This window comes from Geodermatophilus sp. CPCC 206100, assembly GCF_048569675.1.
Classification (GTDB): Bacteria; Actinomycetota; Actinomycetes; order Mycobacteriales; family Geodermatophilaceae; genus Geodermatophilus.
The window spans coordinates 41,223-61,195 of sequence record NZ_JAQISV010000036.1; the positions used below are offsets into that span (position 1 = coordinate 41,223).

The 19,973-nt window shown below is 75.2% G+C and carries 21 protein-coding genes and 1 pseudogene; 11 read left to right on the forward strand and 11 right to left on the reverse strand.

Annotation, left to right across the window (positions count from 1 at the left end; all coding sequences use genetic code 11):
• Positions 1-59: 59 nt before the first annotated feature.
• Entirely contained in the window at positions 60-1,136 is a 1,077-nt protein-coding gene (locus PGN05_RS16885) for an alkene reductase (RefSeq protein ID WP_419753723.1), read from the reverse strand.
• 238 nt (positions 1,137-1,374) lie between these two features.
• On the opposite strand from PGN05_RS16885, the gene PGN05_RS16890 reads away from it, so the two are divergent.
• Positions 1,375-1,605, forward strand: coding sequence for a hypothetical protein (locus tag PGN05_RS16890; protein ID WP_419753724.1), 231 nt, complete (start codon positions 1,375-1,377; stop codon positions 1,603-1,605).
• Positions 1,606-1,791: 186 nt separating this feature from the next.
• On the opposite strand, the pseudogene PGN05_RS16895 reads toward PGN05_RS16890, so the two are convergent.
• The 3 genes and pseudogenes from PGN05_RS16895 to PGN05_RS16905 form a co-directional block, all read right to left on the reverse strand.
• Positions 1,792-2,700 (reverse strand): annotated as a pseudogene (locus tag PGN05_RS16895) (LLM class flavin-dependent oxidoreductase); the annotation flags it as partial.
• A 66-nt stretch (positions 2,701-2,766) separates the two neighbouring features.
• The gene (locus PGN05_RS16900) at positions 2,767-3,393 is read right to left on the reverse strand and encodes a dihydrofolate reductase family protein (RefSeq protein ID WP_419753725.1); all 627 of its coding nucleotides are present in this window, start codon (positions 3,391-3,393) and stop codon (positions 2,767-2,769) included.
• Between the two features lie 127 nt (positions 3,394-3,520).
• Positions 3,521-5,374: an ABC transporter ATP-binding protein gene (locus PGN05_RS16905; RefSeq protein WP_419753726.1), complete on the reverse strand. Its 1,854-nt coding sequence runs from the start codon at positions 5,372-5,374 to the stop codon at positions 3,521-3,523.
• Positions 5,375-5,438: 64 nt separating this feature from the next.
• Here PGN05_RS16905 and PGN05_RS16910 point away from each other — a divergent pair, with 64 nt between their 5' ends.
• The 3 genes from PGN05_RS16910 to PGN05_RS16920 all read left to right on the forward strand — a co-directional run bounded on the left by PGN05_RS16910 (position 5,439) and on the right by PGN05_RS16920 (position 7,653).
• The gene (locus tag PGN05_RS16910) at positions 5,439-5,858 is read left to right on the forward strand and encodes a MarR family winged helix-turn-helix transcriptional regulator (RefSeq protein ID WP_419753727.1); all 420 of its coding nucleotides are present in this window, start codon (positions 5,439-5,441) and stop codon (positions 5,856-5,858) included.
• A gap of 89 nt (positions 5,859-5,947) precedes the next feature.
• Positions 5,948-7,153 carry a globin domain-containing protein gene (locus PGN05_RS16915; RefSeq protein ID WP_419753728.1) on the forward strand — a complete coding sequence of 402 codons (1,206 nt, stop codon included), beginning with the start codon at positions 5,948-5,950 and terminating at the stop codon, positions 7,151-7,153.
• Between the two features lie 74 nt (positions 7,154-7,227).
• Positions 7,228-7,653, forward strand: coding sequence for a DUF1707 SHOCT-like domain-containing protein (locus tag PGN05_RS16920; protein WP_419753729.1), 426 nt, complete (start codon positions 7,228-7,230; stop codon positions 7,651-7,653).
• Here PGN05_RS16920 and PGN05_RS16925 read toward each other — a convergent pair.
• Complete coding sequence (locus PGN05_RS16925) at positions 7,620-8,537, reverse strand: GGDEF domain-containing protein (RefSeq protein ID WP_419753730.1); 918 nt, start codon at positions 8,535-8,537, stop codon at positions 7,620-7,622. The genes PGN05_RS16920 and PGN05_RS16925 overlap by 34 nt on opposite strands.
• A 116-nt stretch (positions 8,538-8,653) precedes the next feature.
• Here PGN05_RS16925 and PGN05_RS16930 point away from each other — a divergent pair, with 116 nt between their 5' ends.
• Together PGN05_RS16930 and PGN05_RS16935 are read left to right on the forward strand one after the other, a co-directional pair.
• Positions 8,654-8,854 (forward strand): hypothetical protein, encoded by a 201-nt coding sequence (locus tag PGN05_RS16930; protein WP_419753731.1) that lies wholly within the window; start codon positions 8,654-8,656, stop codon positions 8,852-8,854.
• The gene (locus PGN05_RS16935) at positions 8,851-9,039 is read left to right on the forward strand and encodes a hypothetical protein (RefSeq protein ID WP_419753732.1); all 189 of its coding nucleotides are present in this window, start codon (positions 8,851-8,853) and stop codon (positions 9,037-9,039) included. The genes PGN05_RS16930 and PGN05_RS16935 overlap by 4 nt, the downstream gene beginning before the upstream one ends.
• Positions 9,040-9,064: 25 nt before the next feature.
• Here the strand turns inward: PGN05_RS16935 and PGN05_RS16940 are convergent, their stop codons facing one another.
• Positions 9,065-10,756 (reverse strand): tannase/feruloyl esterase family alpha/beta hydrolase, encoded by a 1,692-nt coding sequence (locus PGN05_RS16940; protein ID WP_419753733.1) that lies wholly within the window; start codon positions 10,754-10,756, stop codon positions 9,065-9,067.
• A gap of 125 nt (positions 10,757-10,881) precedes the next feature.
• On the opposite strand from PGN05_RS16940, the gene PGN05_RS16945 reads away from it, so the two are divergent.
• Positions 10,882-12,960, forward strand: coding sequence for a hydantoinase/oxoprolinase family protein (locus PGN05_RS16945; protein ID WP_419753734.1), 2,079 nt, complete (start codon positions 10,882-10,884; stop codon positions 12,958-12,960).
• Complete coding sequence (locus PGN05_RS16950; protein ID WP_419753735.1) at positions 12,957-14,828, forward strand: hydantoinase B/oxoprolinase family protein; 1,872 nt, start codon at positions 12,957-12,959, stop codon at positions 14,826-14,828. The genes PGN05_RS16945 and PGN05_RS16950 overlap by 4 nt, the downstream gene beginning before the upstream one ends.
• 60 nt (positions 14,829-14,888) lie before the next feature.
• Here PGN05_RS16950 and PGN05_RS16955 read toward each other — a convergent pair whose 3' ends face one another.
• Complete coding sequence (locus tag PGN05_RS16955) at positions 14,889-15,056, reverse strand: hypothetical protein (RefSeq protein WP_419753736.1); 168 nt, start codon at positions 15,054-15,056, stop codon at positions 14,889-14,891.
• 83 nt (positions 15,057-15,139) lie between these two features.
• A complete protein-coding gene (locus PGN05_RS16960) occupies positions 15,140-15,919 on the reverse strand; it encodes a helix-turn-helix domain-containing protein (RefSeq protein WP_419753737.1) in 780 nt (259 codons plus the stop codon).
• A gap of 87 nt (positions 15,920-16,006) precedes the next feature.
• On the opposite strand from PGN05_RS16960, the gene PGN05_RS16965 reads away from it, so the two are divergent.
• Both PGN05_RS16965 and PGN05_RS16970 read left to right on the forward strand, forming a co-directional pair.
• On the forward strand, positions 16,007-16,396 hold the full coding sequence (locus PGN05_RS16965; RefSeq protein WP_419753738.1) for a hypothetical protein: 390 nt from the start codon (positions 16,007-16,009) through the stop codon (positions 16,394-16,396).
• A gap of 18 nt (positions 16,397-16,414) precedes the next feature.
• Positions 16,415-16,783 (forward strand): nuclear transport factor 2 family protein, encoded by a 369-nt coding sequence (locus PGN05_RS16970; protein WP_419753739.1) that lies wholly within the window; start codon positions 16,415-16,417, stop codon positions 16,781-16,783.
• A 91-nt stretch (positions 16,784-16,874) separates the two neighbouring features.
• On the opposite strand, the gene PGN05_RS16975 is transcribed toward PGN05_RS16970, so the two are convergent.
• Positions 16,875-17,363: a DUF1992 domain-containing protein gene (locus PGN05_RS16975; RefSeq protein WP_419753740.1), complete on the reverse strand. Its 489-nt coding sequence runs from the start codon at positions 17,361-17,363 to the stop codon at positions 16,875-16,877.
• 169 nt (positions 17,364-17,532) lie between these two features.
• On the opposite strand from PGN05_RS16975, the gene PGN05_RS16980 reads away from it, so the two are divergent.
• Positions 17,533-18,543 (forward strand): ATP-dependent DNA ligase, encoded by a 1,011-nt coding sequence (locus PGN05_RS16980; RefSeq protein ID WP_419753741.1) that lies wholly within the window; start codon positions 17,533-17,535, stop codon positions 18,541-18,543.
• 58 nt (positions 18,544-18,601) lie between these two features.
• On the opposite strand, the gene PGN05_RS16985 is transcribed toward PGN05_RS16980, so the two are convergent.
• Both PGN05_RS16985 and PGN05_RS16990 read right to left on the reverse strand, forming a co-directional pair.
• On the reverse strand, positions 18,602-19,120 hold the full coding sequence (locus tag PGN05_RS16985; RefSeq protein WP_419753742.1) for a MarR family winged helix-turn-helix transcriptional regulator: 519 nt from the start codon (positions 19,118-19,120) through the stop codon (positions 18,602-18,604).
• Positions 19,117-19,950, reverse strand: coding sequence for an SDR family oxidoreductase (locus PGN05_RS16990; protein ID WP_419753743.1), 834 nt, complete (start codon positions 19,948-19,950; stop codon positions 19,117-19,119). Before PGN05_RS16990 ends, PGN05_RS16985 begins: the two co-directional genes overlap by 4 nt.
• Between the last annotated feature and the right edge of the window lie 23 nt (positions 19,951-19,973).

Here is a 19,973-nt window from a genome sequence, read left to right on the forward strand (position 1 = left end):
GTGTGCACTCAGCGCGATCCCGGACGGCGCCGGACCGCGCTGAGTGCACGAACCGGAGGTCAGCCGACCTGGAGCGCCGGGTAGTCGGTGTAGCCCTCGGCGCCGGTCGCGTAGAACAGGTGCGCCCGGATCTCGTTCTCCGGGTGCTCGCCGGCCCAGCGCTCGACCAGGTCCGGGTTGGCGAGAACGGCCCGCCCGACGGCGACGGCGTCGGCGTGCGCCGCCTCGATGAGCGCCACGGCCTCGTTCCGGGTGGTGACGGAACCGAAGCCGCTGTTGGCCATCAGCGGCCCGCCGAAGCGGCGGCGCAACTCCTGCACCAGCTCCCCGGCCGGCTCGCGGTGCAGCACGGACAGGTAGGCCAGGCCCAGCGGGCGCAGCTGGTCGAGCAGGGTGCCGTAGGTGGCGAGGACGTCGGCGCGGTCGGGCTCCAGGGCGTCCTGGATGCCGTGCTCCGGGGAGATGCGCAGGCCGACCTTGCCCGCGCCGATCGCCGCGGCCACCGCCGTGACCACCTGGACGACGAACCGCGCGCGGTTCTCCGGAGAGCCGCCGTACTCGTCGGCGCGCAGGTTGGACGACGGGGCGAGGAACTCGTGCAGCAGGTAGCCGTTGGCGCCGTGGATCTCCACGCCGTCCAGCCCGGCCTCGACGGCGCGGCGGGCGGCGGAGACGAAGTCCTGCACCGTCGCGCGGGCCTCCTCGACGGTCAGCGCGTGCGGCACCGGATAGGCCTGCTTGCCCTCCTCCGTGTGCCCCTCGCCGTTGATCGCGACGGCGCTGGGGGCGACGACGCGGCGTCCGCCGTTGACGTCGGGGTGGGTGACCCGGCCACCGTGCATGACCTGCAGGACGATCCGGCCGCCCCGGGCGTGCACCGCCGCGGCGACCCGGCGCCAGCCCTCGACCTGCGCGTCGGTGACGATGCCGGGCTGGCCGACGAACGCCTGGCCCTCGTGGTCGGGGTACGTGCCCTCGGTGACGATCAGCCCGACGCCGGCGCGCTGCCGGTAGTGCTCGACGACCAGGTCCCCGGGGACGCCGGAGGCGCCGGAGCGCATGCGGGTCAGGGGGGCCATCACGACGCGGTTGGCGAGCTGGAGGTCGCCGAGGGTCACAGGAGAGAACAGGTCCACGGGAGGGGCAAGGCGGCCCGCGGCGGCGTCCATTCCGGAACGCGACGGTCATCACCCCCCTGGCCACGGCGCTGCAGGTCACCCCGCGCAACGTCACGGGTCTGGTCGACGCCCTCGAGGCCGCGGGCTTCGTCCGCCGCGAGAGCGGTTCCGCCGCGATCTGGACACGGTCGTCGCGCGACTGCAGGAGCTCATGGGCCCGGAGCGGCCCCGATGACCGCCGTCCCCCGCCCGCGGCGTGCCGGTGCTGCTCACGTTCATCGTCGTGTCCGCGGCGGAGGTCGTGGTCGTCGACGTCCTGGTGCAGCGGTGGCCGGCCGTCCGCATCCCCCTGCTGGTGGTCGGCATCTGGGGCGTGATCTGGATGTGCGGGCTGCTGTTCGGCATGGTCACCCGGCTGCACGCCGACGACCCGAGGGCCTTCCTCGACCAGGTGCGGCAGAGCTGTTCCCCCACCGCCGCCCCGTGACCCCGCGACGCCGGGGCAGGAGGGTGTGTCCGGGAGCTCGTGCTCTGCCCACCGTGGGGGGCAGGGCACGAGCTCCCGCGGAAGAGGGGCCGGCCGGTGGGAAGGGCAGGCGGCGACGAGCTGCATCGCCTCGGCGGTCAGCTGCACCGAGCGCAGCCGGCCCTCCACCCCGGGGAACTGGTGGGCGACGATCAGCTCGTCGGCGCCGGCCTGCTGGGCGAAGCCGGTCAGGTACTCGCGGACCTCCGACGGCGTGCCGACCGCGGTGTGGGTGAGCATCGAGCCGACGTGCGCGCGGGCGCCCTGCGCCAGCAGCAGCTCGGCCTCCTCGTCGGTGAAGCTCCGGCCCCGCCCGAACAGCCCGACGGCCAGGGTCCGGCGCACCGCCTGCAGCGCCTCCTCGGCCGCCTCGCGGCTGTCGGCGGCGACCACGTTCACGCCGGCGATGACGTAGGGCTCGGCCAGCTGCTCCGACGGCTGGAACTCCCGCCGGTAGGCCGCCACGGCGGCGTGCAGCGCGTCCGGCGCGAAGTGCGACGCGAAGGCGTAGGGCAGCCCGAGCGCGGCGGCCAGCTTGGCTCCGAACAGCGAGGAGCCCAGCACGTACAGCGGCACGTTGGAGCCCCGGCCGGGCACCGCGTCGACGCCCGGCACCCGCGACTGACCGGTCAGGTAGCCCTGCAGCTCGAGGACGTCCTGCGGGAAGCGGTCGGCCGAGTGCGGGTCGCGGCGCAGCGCGTACATCGTGTTCTGGTCCGACCCGGGTGCCCGGCCCAGGCCGAGGTCGATCCGGCCGGGGTACATCGCCTCGAGGGTGCCGAACTGCTCGGCGATGGTCAGCGGCGAGTGGTTGGGCAGCATGACGCCGCCGGCGCCGAGCCGGATGGACGACGTCCGCGCGCCGACGTGCGCGATGAGCACGCTGGTCGCCGAGGACGCGATCGTCGGCATGTTGTGGTGCTCGGCGTACCAGACCCGCCGGTAGCCGGCCTCCTCGGCGCACTGCGCCAGCGCGACGCTCGCGGCGATGCTGTCGGACGCGGTCGCGCCCTTGGCGATCGGCGCGAGGTCGAGGACGGACAACGGGATGCTCATGGCGGGGCCTCTCACTGGGTGTTGCCACGAGCAACCGGTCGCGCGCCGCTCACCTTCCCGGGTGTGTCACTCCTCGTACTCCGGCCCCATCGAGCCGACCTCCACCTCGCCGGCCCGCTGGTAGGTGGCGATCAGCGCGCCGGAGCCCGTGACCTTCGACGCGGTCAGCCGCCAGGTCCGCGGCACGGTGCCCTCGCCGAACAGCCGCTTGCCCGGCCCGAGGGTCACCGGGAAGACGACCAGCCGCAGCTCGTCGACCAGGTCCTCGCGCAGCAGCGTCTGCACCAGGCCGGGCGAGCCGTGCACCTGAAGCTCGCCGCCGTCGGATGCCTTGAGCGCGCGCACCGCCTCGGCCACGTCGCCCTCGATCAGCCGCGCGGTGTCCCACTCGACCGCGGTCAGGGTGCGCGAGGCGACGTGCTTGACCTTGTCGTTCAGCCCGGTCGAGACGGCGCTGCTCTCGTCGCGCATCTTCGGCCAGGAGGCGTGGAAGATGTCGTAGGTCCCGCGGCCGAGCAGGAAGTCCTCGGCGGAGGTGAACCACTCCTCGATCTGCTCGCCGAGGTCCTCGTCGAAGTGCGGCACCAGCCAGCCCTCGTACGCGAACCCGCCCGCGGGGTCCTCCCCCGGGCCGCCGGGCGCCTGCACGACGCCGTCCATGGTCAGGAACATCGTGACGACGAGCGGTCGCACGGGGCCTCCTCCGGGTCCGGGCGGTCCGGGTGACCGCTCCCTCCGTGCTGAGACGGCGCCCGCGCCCGGGACTCATCGGCCCGCGCCGGCACACCTGCCCGTGCTCGGAGGGGGGACGGCGCCTGGATCAGGCGGCCAGCGCCACCTCGCGCTCGCCCGCGGCGACCAGCTCCTCGTAGCGCCCGCCGGCCGCCACCAGCTCCTCGTGCGTCCCCGTCTCGACCACCCGCCCGGCGGAGAGGACGGCGATGCGGTCGGCCTCCCGCACGGTGGAGAGGCGGTGCGCGATGGTGATCGTCGTCCGGCCGCGGCTGGCCTCGTCGAGCGCGGCCTGCACGGCCCGCTCGGTGCGCGTGTCGAGGGCGCTGGTGGCCTCGTCCAGCACCAGGACGCGCGGGTCGCGCAGCAGGGTGCGGGCGATGGCGATCCGCTGCTTCTCCCCGCCGGAGAACCGGTGGCCGCGCGCCCCGACCAAGGTGTCGTAGCCGTCGGGGAGGGCGGCGATGACGTCGTGCACCTGCGCGCGGCGGGCGGCCTCCTCGATCTCGGCGTCACCGGCCCCCGGACGGGCGTGCCGGAGGTTCTCCCGCACCGTGGTGTGCAGCAGGTAGGTCTCCTGCGCGACCACGCCGACCACCTGCGCCAGCGTGCCCAGGGACAGGTCGCGGAGGTCGACGCCGTCGATGGTCACCCGGCCGCGGGTGGGGTCGGCCAGCCGCGCCACGAGCGAGGCGAGCGTGCTCTTGCCCGAACCGGTCTCGCCGACCAGGGCCAGCGACGTGCCGGCGGGGACGACGAGGTCGACGCCGTCCAGCGCCGGCCGGTGCCCGTCGGTGTAGGTGAACGACACGTTCTCGAAGCGGACCTCGCCGCGGACGGCGGCCGGGTCCAGCGGCACCGGATCGGCCGGTTCGTCGATCTCCACCGGCAGGTCCAGGTACTCGAACACGCGGCTGAACAGCGCCATCGAACTGGTCACCGAGACGCCGACGTCCAGCAGGCCCATCAGCGGGCGGAACAGCCAGCCCTGCAGCCCGGTGAAGGCGACCAGGGTCCCGATGGTCATGCCACCGGAGGTCGCCGGCAGGCCGGCGGCCAGGTAGATCAGCGCCGGGATGCCGGCGAACACGATGCTCATCGTGGCCATCCGCCAGCGCCCGGCCAGCTGGGAGCGCACCTCGAGCCCGACCAGGTCCTCCGACGTCGTGGCGAACCGCCGGGACTGCGCCGGCCCGGCGCCGAGGGTCTTGCCGAGCAGCACGCCGCTGATCGACAGCCCCTCCTCGACCTGGGCGTGCAGCTCGGCCAGCGACCGCTGGCGCTCGGCGGTCACCGCGCGGCGCATCCGCGCCACCTTGCGGGTCAGCAGGACGGCGGGCGGGAGGACCAGCAGGGAGAGCAGCGACAGCCGCCAGGACAGCGCCACCATCGCGGCCACCGTGCCGACCACCGTGGTCGCGTTGGAGGCCAGGGACGTGGCGGTCGAGGTGACGACCGACTGCATGCCGCCGATGTCGTGGGTCAGCCGCGACTGCACCTCGCCGCCGCGGGTGCGGGTGAAGAAGCCCAGCGACTGCCGCTGCAGGTGGCTGAAGACCGCCGTCCGCAGGCCGTGCATGACCCGCTGGCCGACCGTCGTGGACAGCCAGGTCTGCACCACCCCGAGGACGGCGGTGGTGGCGGCCACGCCGACCATGGCGGCGACCGTCCAGCCCAGCAGCGGGACGTCCTGCCGCGGGATGGCCTCGTCGATCACCAGCCGGACGAGGAACGGCGTGGCCAGCGCCACCACGGAGCTGGCCACGATGAGCGCCACGACGGTGGCCACCTGCCACCGGTAGGGCGCGAACAGTGCGGCGACCCGCCGCAGGGGGACCGGCGCGGACGCCAGCTGGGCGCGGTCGGAGGGATCGGCGGTGCGCCCCGAGCGCCCGCCCCCGCCTCCACCGCCGGGTTCCGCCATCGAGTAGACGACAACCACCTCCTCAAGGTGCTGAGGTTACCTCACGATGAGGGTACCGCGCTCTGAGGACTATCGTCGTCCCGTGGCCGACGAGGACGCCGAGGCGCTCGGCGAGCTGCTCATGCGGGCCGCCCGCACCCAGCGGCGGCGCTGGCGGGACGCCCTCGCCCCGTGGGACCTCTCCCCGCACCACGCGCGGGCGCTGCACGTCGTCTGCACGCGTGCGGGCACCCGCCTCTCCGACCTCGCGGAGGCCCTGCACATCGCGCCGCGCTCGGCCACCGAGGTCGCCGACGCGCTGCAGGCCCGCGGGCTGGTCGAGCGCCGTCCCGACCCCAGGGACCGGCGGGCCGTCGTCCTGACGCCGACGGCGGCCGGCTCCCAGGTGCAGCGGGAGGTCGCCGCGGCGCGGGCGGCCGACACCCGCGACCTGTTCACCCGGCTCGAGCCCGCCGACCGCACCGCGCTGACCCGGATCCTCCGCCGGCTGACGGAGGACTGACCCCGTTCCCCTGCGGGGCGCACGCCGCTGCGGTTAGGTGGGCAGGACGTGACGGACCCGTCACTCCAGCTGAGGGGGAGGTAGCCGCCGTGCTGTCCGAGAAGTCCCGGCCCGTCATCGAGGCCACCCTGCCCGTGGTCGGCGAGAACATCGGCGCGATCGCCGAGCGGTTCTACACGCACCTGTTCGGCGAGCACCCGGAGCTCCAGGACGGCGTCTTCAACCGCGGCAACCAGGCGGAGGGCACCCAGCAGCAGGCCCTGGCCGGCTCGGTGGCGGTGTTCGCCAGCGCCCTGGTGAACCACCCCGACCGGCTCCCCGAGCAGCTGCTCAACCGGGTGGCGCACAAGCACGCGTCGCTGGGCATCACCGCCGCCCAGTACCAGGTCGTCCACGACCACCTGTTCTGGGCGATCGTCGACGTCCTCGGCGACGCGGTCACGCCCGAGGTGGCCGCCGCCTGGGAGGAGGTCTACTGGCTGATGGCCTGGGCGCTGATCAACCAGGAACGCGGCCTCTACAGCGCCCGCGGGGTGCGTCCGGAGACGGTCTGGCGCGAGTGGGAGGTCGTGGACAAGCGCCCCGAGACCGACGACGTCGTCGTCTTCACCGTCAAGCGCATCGACGACCGGCTGGTCAAGACCTCGCTGCCCGGCCAGTACGTCACCGTGCAGGTGCTGGTGCCCGAGGGCCTCCGGCAGCCGCGGCAGTACAGCCTCACCCGCGCCGACGACGGCGAGCACCGCTCGTTCGCGGTGAAGCGGGTGCACGGCGACGGCAAGCCCGACGGCGAGGTGTCGAACCTGCTGCACGAGTCGGTGGACGTCGGCGACACGCTCACCATGTCACTGCCCTTCGGCGACGTCGTCCTCGACGACTCCCGGCCGGCGGTGTTCGCCAGCGCCGGCATCGGCATCACCCCGATGGCCGGCATGATCTCCCACCTGACCGCGGCCGGCTCGCACCTGGACGTCACCCTGCTGCACGCCGACGTCGACGAGTCCTCGTGGGCCCTGCGCCAGCAGGTGGTCAGCGACGTCCGCGGGCTGGAGAGCGGGCAGCTGCACGTCTGGTTCGAGCGCGGCGCGGAGTGCAGCCTGCCGGTGGACGGCGTGCACGAGGGCGTCATGGACCTGTCGGAGGTGGACCTCCCCGACGAGGCGGTCTACTACCTGTGCGGCCCGCTTCCGTTCATGAAGGCGGTCCGCCAGACGCTGCTGGACCGCGGGGTGACGCCGCGCGACATCCAGTACGAGGTGTTCGGTCCCGACCTGTGGCAGGCCGACGCCGACTAGAGAACGGACCCCGTGCTCCCTGGGTCAGGCGAGGGCGGCTGTCGCGCGGGGGGCTCATCGGCGACGATCGGGGCGTGACCGATCCCGTGCTCCCCGACCAGATGCGCGTCTCGGACCCCGAGCGGTCCGCGGTCCAGGAGCGGCTGCGCCGGGCGGTGGCCGCGGGTCAACTGGACCTGCAGGAGTTCGACACCCGGGTCCAGTCGGCGTGGGCCGCGCGCACCCGCGGCGACCTGGCCCGCGTCACCCGGGACCTGCCCGAGCCGCCCGCTCCCCCGCCGCCGCCGGGCCGGGTGTTCTCCCGCGACGCTGCCGGGACGACGATGCGCGTCCTGACGATCATCTGGGCGAGCGTGGTCGCCATCAACCTCGCCGTCTGGGCCCTGGTGTCGGTCACCACCGGCGAGTTCGTCCACCCGTGGTGGATCTGGGTGGCGGGGCCGCCGGGCGCCGTCCTCGCGGTCCTCTACGGCGCGGGCATCGGCCGGCCGGGGCGCTGAGCGGCCGCACCGCCGTCGTCCCGGTCGTCGGCCGTGCGCCGGCGGCGGTGCGTCTTGCTGCCGTACATCGCCCGGTCCGCGCGGCCGATGAGCTCGTCGGCCGTCTCCCCGGGCCGGCCCGCGGCCACGCCGATGCTCACCCCGATCGACAGCGGCCCGCAGGCGGCGTCGAACGGTGCGGCGAGCGCGGCGGCCACCTGGCCGGCCAGGGACGCCACGCGGTCCGGGTCGTCCCCCGGCACGAGCAGGACGAACTCGTCGCCGCCGAAGCGGGCCGCCACCTCGCCCGGCCGCACCAGGTCGCTGAGCCGGGCGGCGACCTCGCTGAGCAGCCGGTCGCCGACGCCGTGCCCGTGGTCGTCGTTCACCCGCTTGAAGCGGTCCAGGTCGCAGAAGAGCACCGCGCAGCCCGCGCCGTCCACGGGGTCCAGGTGCCGGCGGAGGGTGTCGAACAGCGCGCCGCGGTGCGGGATGCCGGTGAGGCGGTCGGTCTCGGCCCGCTCGTGCAGGCGGGCCTCGCGCTGGCGCTGGTCGGTGACGTCGATGCCGAGGGTGACCACCGCGTAGGGGCGGCCGGCGCAGTCGCGCAGGACGTCGTTGAGCATGGCCACCCGCCGCCGTCCCCCGTCCCCGGTGAGCCAGTCGGCCTCCTGTGGGGAGGCCGTGCCGGTGGCGATCGACCGGGCGATGGCGTCCTGGGCCAGCTCGACGTGCTCGGGCAGGACCCACACCTCGTGGAACAACCGGCCCAGCAGCTCCCCGGCCGAGCGGCCGGTGAACCGCTGCAGCGCGGGGTTGGCCAGCAGGATCCGGCCGTCGGCGGCGATCACGGCGAGCAGCGCCCCGGTCGCGGCCACGACCTCCTCGGCGAGGGAGGGCTGCACCCGACCGCCTCCTCGTGGCGCGCCCCCCGGCAGCGCCGCCCCGGCATGAGACCACGATCACACCCCGACGACAACGGCGCGGGCCGACGTCGGTGCCCGGCACTACGGTCCCGGGCGTGGCGACCTCCCTGCCGCCCGGCCGCTGCGGGCCGCCGGCATCCCGGAAGTCGGGTTCGTCGCTCACCCTGGTGGTACAGCTGTGGCGCACGCCGACGGCCGCGCTGCGCGGAGCGATCGGCGCCGAGGCCGAGCGGCTGGCGGCGTTCCGCCGGGGAACGCTCAGAGACGTGCAGGACGAGGGAGGGGAACCGCGATGACCGGACCCGACGACGCCTTCCTGGCGCCGGAGGACGCCCTGCACGACCTCCCGGGGGAGGCCGGAGCGGGCACCACCGACGTCGACCTCCCGGAGGAGCCGGTGCCGCCCCGAGAGGAGGCACCCGAGGACCGCGCGGGCGGGTCGGGAGCGAACCCGGTCGGCGGGGCGGGCCCGTCGTCCTGACCGCCCGCTCCCGCCGGAGCTCCGGTCAGCGGTAGCCGCGCCCCCCGCCGCCGACACAGACGTAGCTCGCCGCGTCCTCCACCGGGCCGCTCCGGTACCGCGGCCACTCCGGGTACTGGCAGGCCGGCAGCGTGCGGGCCACGTCGCCGACGGCCCCGCTGAGCACCACGTCCCGGGGAGCCTCCCCCTGCTCCACCCACGCCTCGAGCAGGCCCACCCAGTCCACCAGTGCCGGAGCGCCCTGACCGCCGTGGTCGGCGCCGGGGGAGACGTAGAGCCGGGCGAAGTCGGCGGTCTTCCGGCGGCCCAGCTCGTCGACGACGGACTCGAAGTACCGGGCACCGGCGAAGCCGCTCTGCGCGTAGTCCCCGAAGTGCTCCTGAACGATCAGCTTGCCGCCGCCGGCGCGGAACGCGGACAGGTCGGGGTCCGTGGAGTCGACGATCTCCGACACCGTCTCGATCCGCTCCCGCCACCGCGGGTCGTCCGGGTCGAAGGACCAGGTGTCGAGGTCGGGGTCGCGCGCGATGGCGTAGCGCACCCACTGGGCGCCGAAGTTGCCGACCGCGCTGCCGCCCGGCGGAACGCCGCCCGGCTGCACCGATCCAGGCAGCTGGTCGGCCGGCAGCGGCGCGGCCCCGGTGATCCAGAACGGCCAGGACGCCGCCTCGTGCCCGGCCGGCCAACCCGGGTAGGACCGGACGCCGTGGGCCATCCGGGCGTCGAACTCCAGGTCGGACCGGACGGTGCGCACCAGGTCCACCTGCGCCTGGGACAGGCACGTGGTGCTCGTGGCCGGGTCGACGGTGGCGGGGCACAGCAGCGCGGCCGGGTCGGGGTCGCAGTCGGGATAGCGGGCGATCAGCCCGTCCACCACGCCGTCCAGCCCGTCGCAGGCGGCGAACGTGGCGTCGGTGAGCAGCGCGATCTCGGCCGGGTCCATCCACCCGCCGGCGGCCACCGCGGCGCCCACCCGGTTGCCGGCCAGCTGGAGGCCGGTGAAGGGCACGACCGGCACGCGGCTGAGGACGCCGTCGTAGTCGTCCGGGAAGCGCTGAGCGACGGTGAGGCCCTCGCGGCCGCCCTGCGAGCTGCCGACGAAGTAGGTGGAGGCGGGGTCCGCCCCGTAGCGGGCCCGGACCAGCTCCATCGCCACGTCGCGGGTCTTCTTCAGCGCCGCGTAGCCGAAGTTGACCAGCGCCTCGTCGTTGAGGGCGAAGGTCGCGTTGCCGCCGGTGTGCCCGGAGTCGCCGGCGAAGGTGGCGTAGCCGCGGCCCAGCGGCGGGACCGTGCCCGGCGGCGCCGACGGGGCGTTGCCGGTGGCCTCGGGGACGGTGCCGTTGTAGCCGCCGCCACCGAAGTGCATCGCCCGGCCGTTCCAGTCCGCCGGCAGGTTCACCCGCGCGTGGATGTCGGGCGCGGCCGGGTCGACGCGGCGGACGGTGAACCGGACGTCGCAGTACTCGCCCAGCGGCGCGGCCGCCGGCACGACGGTCGCGGAGTCCACCACCGCTCCCCCGGTCGGCAGCCCGATCGCCCCGGCCGCGACCTCGGTGCCGGCGAGCTCCGCGCAGCCGGTGCCGCCGCCCGTCGCCGCCGCCGTGCCGGTGGGCACCAGGGTCCCGACGAGGACGGCGACCGCCCCCACGACCAGCGCGGTCCCGCCGGGCCGGCGCCGGCGCCGGGTCCCTGCCGCGCTGTCTCCGTCGACGGTCATCAGCCGCACGCTCCTGTCCCTTGGGGATCCGGCACGCGGCGACACTATGGCGGGGGTCACAGCGGCGCGCGGCGAGCTCCGGGACGCCGCTTCCCCCGCCAGTATCTCAACGCTAAGATATCCGCATGAGTGCGCCGCCCCGCCGGGTCCGCATCGGCATCGACACCGGGGGGACGTTCACCGACGTCGTCGCGGTGGACGAGGAGACCGGGCAGACCACCACCACCAAGACGCCGTCCACCCCCGCCGACCCCGCCGAGGGCTTCCTCACCGGCGTCCGCAAGGTGCTGGACCTGATGGACCTGCCGGGCGAGGCGGTGACCGCCGTCAGCCACGGGACGACGGTCGCCACCAACCAGCTGCTCGAGGGCAAGCTGGACCGGATCGGGTTCATCACCACCGAGGGCTACGAGTCGGTGCTGGAGATCGCCCGCCAGTCGGTGCCCGACGGCTACGGCAACAGCTACTTCTGGGTCAAGCCGCCGCGGATCGTCCCGGCCGACCTGGTCCGCACCGTCCGGGGCCGCCTCGACCACCGGGGCGAGGAGGTCCGGCCGTTCGACGAGGGCGACGCCCGCGCCGCGGCCCGCTTCTTCCGGGACGCCGGCATCGCGACCGTCGGCGTCTGCTTCCTGCACGCCTACGCCAACGACGCGCACGAGCGCCGCATGCTCGAGGTCATCCGCGAGGAGCACCCCGGCGCCGTGGTCTCGCTGTCCAGCCAGGTGCTGCGCGAGTACCGCGAGTACGAGCGGTCGGTCACCACGCTGGTCGACGCCGCGGTGAAGCCCAAGGTCGGCGCCTACGTCACCAACATCCGCACCCGGCTCGACGAGATCGCCCCGGGCGTGCCGTTCTACGTGATGAAGAGCAACGGCGGCGTGCTCAGCGCCGGCGAGGTCGTGCACCAGCCGATCACCACGATGCTGTCGGGCCCCGCGGCCGGCGCCCTGGGTGCGGCGCTCATCGCGGGCACCGCCGGCTTCGACCGCGTGCTGACCTGCGACGGCGGCGGCACCTCCACCGACGTCACCGTCGTCATCGACGGGGAGCCGACGCTCACCACCGAGGGCTCGGTCGGCGACTACCCGTCCAAGATCCCGATGATCGACGTGGTCACCGTCGGCGCGGGCGGCGGCTCGATCGCCTGGCTCTCCCCCGAGGGCACCCTCAAGGTCGGCCCCAAGTCGGCCGGCGCGGACCCCGGCCCCATGTGCTACCCGAGCGGCGGCGACCAGCCGACCGTCACCGACGCGCACGTCACGCTCGGCCGGATCCCCCCGCACCTGCTGGGCGGCGAGATCCCGCTGTCGGTGGAGGCCGCCCGCGGCGGGCTCGAGCGGCTGGGCGCGGAGCTGGACCTCTCGCTGGAGAAGACGGCCACCGGCATCCTCGAGATCTCCGCCTGGAACCAGGCCAACGCGCTGCGCCAGGTGACCGTGGCCCGGGGTCTCGACGTCCGCGACTTCACGCTGACCACGTTCGGCGGCTCCGGCTCGCTGCTGGCCTGCCGGCTCATGGACATCCTGGGTCTGCCCCGGACGCTCGTCCCGCCGAACCCGGGCAACGTCAGCGCGTTCGGGCTGCTCACCGTCGACGTCCGCAACGACTACGTGCAGACCGTGGTCAGCCGGCACGCCGACCTGGACCTGGACCGGGTGCGCGCCGTGTACGCCGACCTGGAGGGCCAGGCGCAGGTCGCGCTGGACGGCGAGGGCTTCGCCCGCGACCAGCAGCGGATGCAGCGCACCGCCGACCTGCGCTACGTCGGCCAGGCGTTCGAGGTGCGGGTGCCGGTGGCCGAGGGCGAGCTCGACGCCGCGGCGACCGAGGACGTCGCCCGGGCCTTCCACGCCGCGCACCGCCAGCTCTACGGCTACGACTTCGCCGACGACCCGCGCCAGGCCGTGGAGTGGGTCAACCTCCGGGTGAGCGGGATCGGGCCGATCCGCCGTCCGGACATGGTCGAGCTCGACCCGGAGGACGGCGGGACGGACCGGGCCGTCACGGGCTCGCGCCGGGTGTTCTTCGACGACTGGGTGGACACCCCCACCTACAACCGCCCCGACCTCGGCCCGGGCGACGTGGTGAGCGGCCCGGCGATCATCGAGGAGTTCGGCTCGACGGTGCCCGTGCACCCCGGCTTCCGCGCGACCGTCGACACCCACGGCAACATCCTGCTGACGAAGGAGACGGCCCAGTGAGCCTGACCGACGGCAAGACCGCCGCCGACCCGGTGCTCGTCGAGATCGTCGCGGGCACCCTGGCCGCGATCGAGAAGGAGGTCGAGACCTCCATCGGGCGCACCTCGCGGTCGCCGATGATCCGCGACGCGCACGACTTCCGCGCCGGCATCCACGACCGGCAGCTGCGCAAGCTCACCGGCCGCTCGTACTCGGCCCTGGTGCACCCGGTGGTCCGCGACTACCCGATCGAGACGATGAACGTCGGTGACGTCTTCTTCCACAACGACGTCTACCTGTCCGAGGGCGGGATCGGCCACCTCCCCGACCTGTGCGTCACCGTGCCCGTCTTCGCGCACGCGGACGGCGAGGAGCGGGTGGTCGCCTTCATCCAGGCCTTCGGCCACCACGACGACATCGGCGGCGCGGTGCCGGGCTCCATGCCCTCGGCGGCGACCAGCGTGTACGAGGAGGGCCTCATGGTCCCCCCGATCAAGCTGTGGGACCGCGGCGTGCCCAACGAGTCCGCGCTGAAGATCATGACCCGCAACTCGCGGATGCCCGACTCGCTGGCCGCCGACCTCGACGCCGAGTGCTCGGCCTGCCTGGCCGGCGCGCGGCGGCTCGGCGAGCTGTTCGACCGGTACGGCGTGGCGGCCGTCGAGGCCTGCTTCGACGCGATCCTCGCCAGCTCCACCGAGGTCTACCGGCGCGAGATCCTGAGCCAGATCCCCGACGGTACCTACGTCTGGGAGGACTACGCCGAGCACGACGGCGTGGAGGAGCCCCAGCTGCACCGGCAGCGGATCACGCTGACCATGGACTCCACCCAGGAGACCCCGCTGGTCATCGACTTCACCGGCACCGGCCCGCAGGCCAAGGGCCCGATCAACCACTGCGGCGACTACGCCGACGGCAACTTCCTCAAGAAGTGGCTGGCCCCGATCCTGCGCAACCTGGCCGAGACGCCCGAGCGCATGGCCGAGCTGGACGTCAACGAGGGCGTCGTCCCGCTCATCGAGATGCGCTTCCCCGAGAAGGGCACGCTGCTCACGCCGATCTTCCCGGCGCCGACCAACGCCCGGACGTTCGTCATCCTGCGGCTGCTCGGCGTCCTCGCCGGCGTGCTGGCCAAGGCCACCGGCGGCCGGATGCCGGCCGACCAGGAGACGATCCGCTACACCGGCGTCTACGGCACCGACGCCGAGGGGCAGCCCTACCTCATGCGCGAGGTGCTCGGCGGGGGCTCCGGCGGCCGGTACTACGCCGACGGCGAGGACACCATCCACGTCGTCCCGGACTCGCGGAACCTGCCCACCGAGTTCACCGAGGGGCGCTTCCCGCTGCGGGTGGAGCGGCTGGGCCTGGCGATCGACTCGGGCGGCCCGGGGCGCTACCGCGGCGGCTGCGGCTACGAGAAGCACATCCGGGTGCTGCGCGACGCGCACTTCATGTCGATCGCCGACCGCTCGATCCTCGCCTGCTGGGGCGTCAAGGGCGGCAAGGCCGGGCGTCCGTTCCAGATCACCGTCGACCCGGGCGGCCCGGGCGAGCACGAGGTCGACGCGCTGGCCGATGCGGAGCCGCTGACGGCCGGCACGGTGGTCCGCATCCGGACGACGGGCGGCGGCGGCTGGGGCGACCCGCTCGACCGCCCGGTGGACGAGGTCCTGCGGGACATCGCCTGGCGGAAGGTGTCGGTGGCCGGCGCCCGCACGGACTACGGCGTCGTCGTCCGGGAGGACGGCACCGCGGACGAGGCGGCGACCGCCGCGCTGCGCGAGGAGCGCCGGGCGGCGCGGACCGGCGACGAGCCGTTCTTCGACCGCGGTCCCGGCTACGCGACCCTCTCCGGCGGCGCGGCGTTCAACGAGTTCGACGTCCTGTAGCAGGACCCCGGACGCTCGTGCTCTGCCCACCACCGTGGGCAGAGCACGAGCTGCCGGCGTCTAGGTGATGGGCTCGGTGCTCCCGGGCGCCGGCTTGACGTCGTCGCCGGTGGGGCCCTCGCCTGTCGGCTCGTCGGCGGCGTCCTCGACGGACTCGGGGACGAGCGGGGTCTCGGCGAGGACGTTCTCCCGGGCCTGGTCCCGGTCGGTGCCTGGTACCTCGGTCATGTCGCTCTCCTCTCGGCAGACCCGGCCGGTACCCGGGGCCGGCCAGGCGACTCGCGGATCCGCCACGGGCGAACGTGCCCGGGTCAGGACAGCGCGCGGAGCACCTCGGCCGTGTGCGCGTCGGCCGGCAGGAACGCCTCCACCGACAGCTCGGCCGCGGTGAGGTCGACGGCGGTGCCGAAGGTGGTCACCGTGCTGAGGAACGACAGCACGTCGTCCCCGTGCCGCAGCCGCAGCGGGACGGCGATCCCGTCGGGGAGCCGGCGGTCGGTGCCGCCCGGCATCGCCACCAGCTCCCGGTGCAGCGCGGACAGTGCCGGGTCGGCGGTCAGGTGCGCCTCGCGGGCCAGCCGGGTGAGCAGGTGGGTGCGCCACTGCGGCAGGTTGAGGATCCGCGGCGCCAGCCCGCGCGGGTGCAGGCCCAGGCGCAGCACGTTGACCGGGGGCTCCAGCAGCGCCGGGTCGGCACCGGCGGTGAGCAGCGCGAGGGCGCGGTTGCCGGTGACCAGGTGCCAGCCGCGGTCCACCACCAGCGCCGGCGCGGGCTCGTAGGCGGCCAGCACGAGGTCGAGGGCGGTCCGGACGGCGGCCATGTCCGGGTCCTCCAGCCGGCGGCGCCCGTACACCGGCGCGTAGCCGGCGGCCAGCAGCAGCTCGTTGCGCGCCCGCAGCGGCACCTCCAGGTGCTCGGCCAGGTGCAGCACCATCTCCCGGCTGGGCCGGGACCGGCCGGTCTCCAGGAAGCTCAGGTGCCGCGAGGAGACGCCGGCCTCCCCGGCCAGGTCGAGCTGGCTCAACCGGCGCCGCTGCCGCCAGTCCCGCAGCAGCTCCCCCACGGACGTCCCGGCCTCGACGGTGGTCACGGCACGGACGCTAGCGACGCGAGGAACCCCCGTCGCCTACCTCCCGGGTAATCGACCGGCCGCACCCCGCCCGCCAGCGTGGTCGCCATGACAACCACCACCGCCCCCGCCCCCGCCGGCCTGCTGCGGCTGGCCCTGCGGCTCGACGCCGTCGTCACCGCCGCCAACGGCGCGGCCTACCTGCTGGCCGCCGGACCCCTCGCCGACCTGCTCGGCCTGCCCGCCGGCTGGCTGCGCGGCGTCGGCGTCTTCCTGCTCGGCTACGCCGCGCTCGTCTGGCTGGTCGGCTCCCGGCCCGCCGCGCCCGCCGTCCGGGCCGTGGTCACGGCCAACGCGCTGTGGGCCGCCGGCAGCCTCGCGGTCGTCCTGGCCGGGCTGGGCTCGCCGTCCACCGTCGGCGCCGTCTGGCTGGTCCTCCAGGCCGCCGTCGTCGCCGGCTTCGCCACCGCGCAGGCCGCCGGTCTGCGCCGTTCCTGACCCGAGAGGAGAACCCCGATGACCGCCACCCCCGACCTCGCCGCCCGCTACCTGGCCGCGTGGAACGAGACCGACCCCGCCGCGCGGCGGGCCGCCGTGGACGAGCTGTTCAGCGCGGACGTCCGCTACACCGACCCGCTCGCCGACGTGACCGGGCGCGACGCGCTCGACGCCACGATCGCCGCCGTCCAGGGCCAGTTCCCCGGCTTCGTGTTCACGCTCGCCGGGCCGGTCGACGCGCACCACGACCAGCTGCGTTTTCCGTGGATCCTCGGCCCCGAGGGTCAGGAGGCGCCGATCGCCGGGGTCGACGTGGCCCTGACCGACGACGCCGGGCGGATCCGGGCGGTGCTGGGCTTCCTCGACCGGGTGCCCGCCGCGGTCTGACCAGCCGCCGAGATCGGCGGTCTCGCCCGGTTCCCGCCGCGGAGCCGCCGAGACCGCCGATCTCGGCGTGAGGCCTCCTCCCCCGCCAACCTCACCGGTCAGCGCGCCACCGTCGCCACCAGCCGGGGCGCCGCACCGGCGGGGGCGCCGGCTCGGGCGGGGGCGGCGCCGGCGGCCGGGTGGCCCGCCACTGCTCGACCAGCGCCTCGACGTCGGCCAGGCCGGGGACCGGCGCCCAGCGGCTCTCCTGCGGCCGGCGCCAGAAGGCCTCCACCCGGGCGTTGTAGTCCTCGGCCAGCGCGCGGACGGCGGCCTCCGACTCCAGCTCCGCGGCGCGGTCGGGCAGCAGGTCGCGCTCCCGCCGCAGCGCCAGGCCGGGCGGGAGCATCGCGCCGGTGTCCACGCCCTCGCGCCGGGCCTTGGCCACGGCCCAGTCGTAGGCGGTCTCCTCGCGGTCGGACCGGGGCAGCGGCCGGCCGGCGCCCGGCAGCTCGTCGAAGTCGCCGCGCGCCATCCCCTGGCTGATCTGGGACTCCACCCAGGTCTCGAACGACATCCCCGGCGGCTTGCGCTCCGTCACCCCGCCCATCGTGCCCCGGAACGGGCCGTGACCCGATCGTGCCTTGACCCGCCGGCGCGGGTCGTGCCGGACGCCGGTGTCCTCGCGGAGGGTGGCGACCTGCCACGAAGGGGTGAACCGCCAGCTCAGCCGCCTGCGCAGGGGCGCACCAGCCCGCAGGCTGTCCGGCGTGCCGCTGTCCGTCCCCGGGTTGCCCGACGTCCCGCCCGAGCTCGCGGGCCCGGTCGCCGTGGAGCTGGCCAAGGCCGTCCGCGACATCCCGCGCGCCGACGCCCTGCCCGGCGGTGTGCTCTACGAGCCGAAGTGGGACGGCTACCGGCTGGTCGTCGTCCGCACGGGCGGCACCACCCGGCTGTGGTCCAAGCAGGGCCGCGACCTCACCGACCGCTTCCCGGACGTCGCCGCCGCCGCCGTCGCGCAGCTGCCGCCCGGCACCGTGGTGGACGGCGAGGTCGTGGTGTGGAACGGCTCGCGGCTGGACTTCGGCCTGCTCCAGCGCCGGATGGTCACCCCGCCGGGCCGGATCGGCGCCCAGGTCGCGGCCGCCCCGGCGTCCTACGTCGCGTTCGACCTGCTCGCGCTGGGCGGTGCGGACCTCCGGAGCCGCCGGCTGCGCGAGCGGCGGTCGGCCCTGGAGGAGCTGGCCGGCCGCTGGGCGCCGCCGCTGCAGCTCTCCCCCGCCACCACCGATCCCGACGAGGCCCGGCAGTGGTTCGCCGACTGGCGGGCCGCGGGGGTGGAGGGGCTGGTCGCCAAGGGCGCCGGCACCCGCTACGCGCCCGGCCGCCGCGAGTGGGTCAAGGTCAAGTCGTGGGAGACCACGGAGGTGGTGGCCGGCGGGGTCATCGGCGCCCTGGAGCGGCCCAGCCAGCTGGTGGCCGGGCGGTACCGGGACGGCGAGCTGGTGGTCGTCGGGCGCACCAGCCCCCTGTCCCCCGCGCAGGCCGCCGAGCTGGCCGCCGTCCTGACACCCGCCGGGCCGGGGCACCCGTGGCCCGAGCGGATCGGCACCGGGCGCTTCGGCGGCGGCCGGCTGTCGGTGCCCCTGACCCGGGTCGAGCCGGACGTCGTCGTCGAGGTCAGCGCGGACGCCGCGCTGCAGGCCGGCGTCTTCCGCCACCCGCTGCGCTTCGTCCGGGTGCGCCCCGACCTCGAGCCCGGCGACCTCCCCGGCATCTGACCGTCGGTTTCCGCGGAAACCGACGGGGACGGCGCGTCGGTTGTCGCGACAACCGACGTCAGGGTCGCTGGGGGAGCCGGCCCAGCGCCACCAGCAGCCGGCGCAGCAGCCCGGCCAGCTGCTCCCGGTCGGCGTGCGGCAGCCCCTCCAGCAGCTGCCGCTCGGTCTCCAGGTGGTCGGGCAGGGCGGCGTCCAGCGCGGCCCGGCCGGCCTCGGTCAGCGTGACGACGACGGCCCGCCCGTCGGCCTCGCTGCGCTCGCGGGTGATCAGCCCCCGGGCCTCCAGCCGGTCCAGCCGCTGGGTGATCGCGCCCGAGGTGACCAGCGCGGTGCGCATGAGCGCCGTCGGGGTGAGCTGGTAGGGCGCCCCGGCCCGCCGCAGCGCGGCCAGCACGTCGAAGGACGGCGCGTCGAGCCCGTGCCGCGCGAAGGTGGCCCGCTGGGCGAGGAAGACCTCGCGCTGCAGCTGGGTGATCCGGCCGATGACGCCCATCGGCGAGCAGTCGAGGTCGGGACGCTCCCGCGTCCACTGCTCGAGGATCAGGTCCACGGCGTCCTCGCCGTCGGGCTCCCTCACGCGGGCAGCGCCACGTCGGCCAGGTGCTCGGCGTAGCCGCGCGGCGGGCGGCCGAGCAGCGCGGTGAGCACCCGGGGGCTGCCCACGAAGCCGTGCGCGCGGTAGTGGTCGAACATCAGCCGGCGGCAGCGCCCCGCGTAGGCGGCCGGCACCGGCCCGCGGGGGACGACGTCCTCGACGGCCACGTCCCGCCCCAGCCGCTGCCCCATGAGCTCGGCGATCCGGCCCGCCGGAAGCGGTTCGGGGCCGGCGACCTCGAAGGTGCCGCCGTCCAGGCCGTCCTCGGTGAGCAGCACGGCCGCGGCCTCGGCGACATCGGTCAGGTCGACCAGCGACTGCGCCGTCCGCAGCCCCCAGGCGCTGCGCAGCCGGCCGGTGCGGGCCACCTCGGACAGCGCGTCGTCCAGGTTCTGCGCGTAGGCGCAGGGCTGCAGGACCCGCCAGGCCAGCCCCGCGGCGTCCAGCGCCTCCTCGGCGCGGTCCTTCGCCGCGTGGTGCGGGATCGCGCGGGCCTGGGGTCGCAGCACGGAGTGGTAGACGACCCGGGGGACGCCGGCCCGGCGGGCCTCGCCGAAGATCGCGGCGGCGCCCTCGGCCTCGTCGGGGTCGAAGTTCGGCCAGATCAGGTACAGGGCGTCGGCGCCGGCCAGCACGTCGGCCCACGGCAGCGGCTGGGTCAGCTCGGCCGCGACCACCTCGGCGCCGAGCTCGGCGAGCTCCGGCCGGGGGCCGGGCCGGGAGACGACCGCCCGCACCGCCTCCCCGCGCCGGCGCAGCGCCCGGACGACGGCGGTCCCGGTCTGCCCGCCCGCCGCCGTCACCACGATCACGTCGATACCTCAGCAGTGAGGAA

What these genes read in the sequence shown, in the direction of transcription:
- PGN05_RS16935 (WP_419753732.1), top strand. Translation starts at nt 8,851, where the DNA reads ATGACCGGACCCGACGACGCCTTCCTGGCGCCGGAGGACGCCCTGCAC.
- PGN05_RS16940 (WP_419753733.1), bottom strand. Translation starts at nt 10,756, where the DNA reads ATGACCGTCGACGGAGACAGCGCGGCAGGGACCCGGCGCCGGCGCCGG.
- PGN05_RS16945 (WP_419753734.1), top strand. Translation starts at nt 10,882, where the DNA reads ATGAGTGCGCCGCCCCGCCGGGTCCGCATCGGCATCGACACCGGGGGG.
- PGN05_RS16955 (WP_419753736.1), bottom strand. Translation starts at nt 15,056, where the DNA reads ATGACCGAGGTACCAGGCACCGACCGGGACCAGGCCCGGGAGAACGTC.
- PGN05_RS16965 (WP_419753738.1), top strand. Translation starts at nt 16,007, where the DNA reads ATGACAACCACCACCGCCCCCGCCCCCGCCGGCCTGCTGCGGCTGGCC.
- PGN05_RS16970 (WP_419753739.1), top strand. Translation starts at nt 16,415, where the DNA reads ATGACCGCCACCCCCGACCTCGCCGCCCGCTACCTGGCCGCGTGGAAC.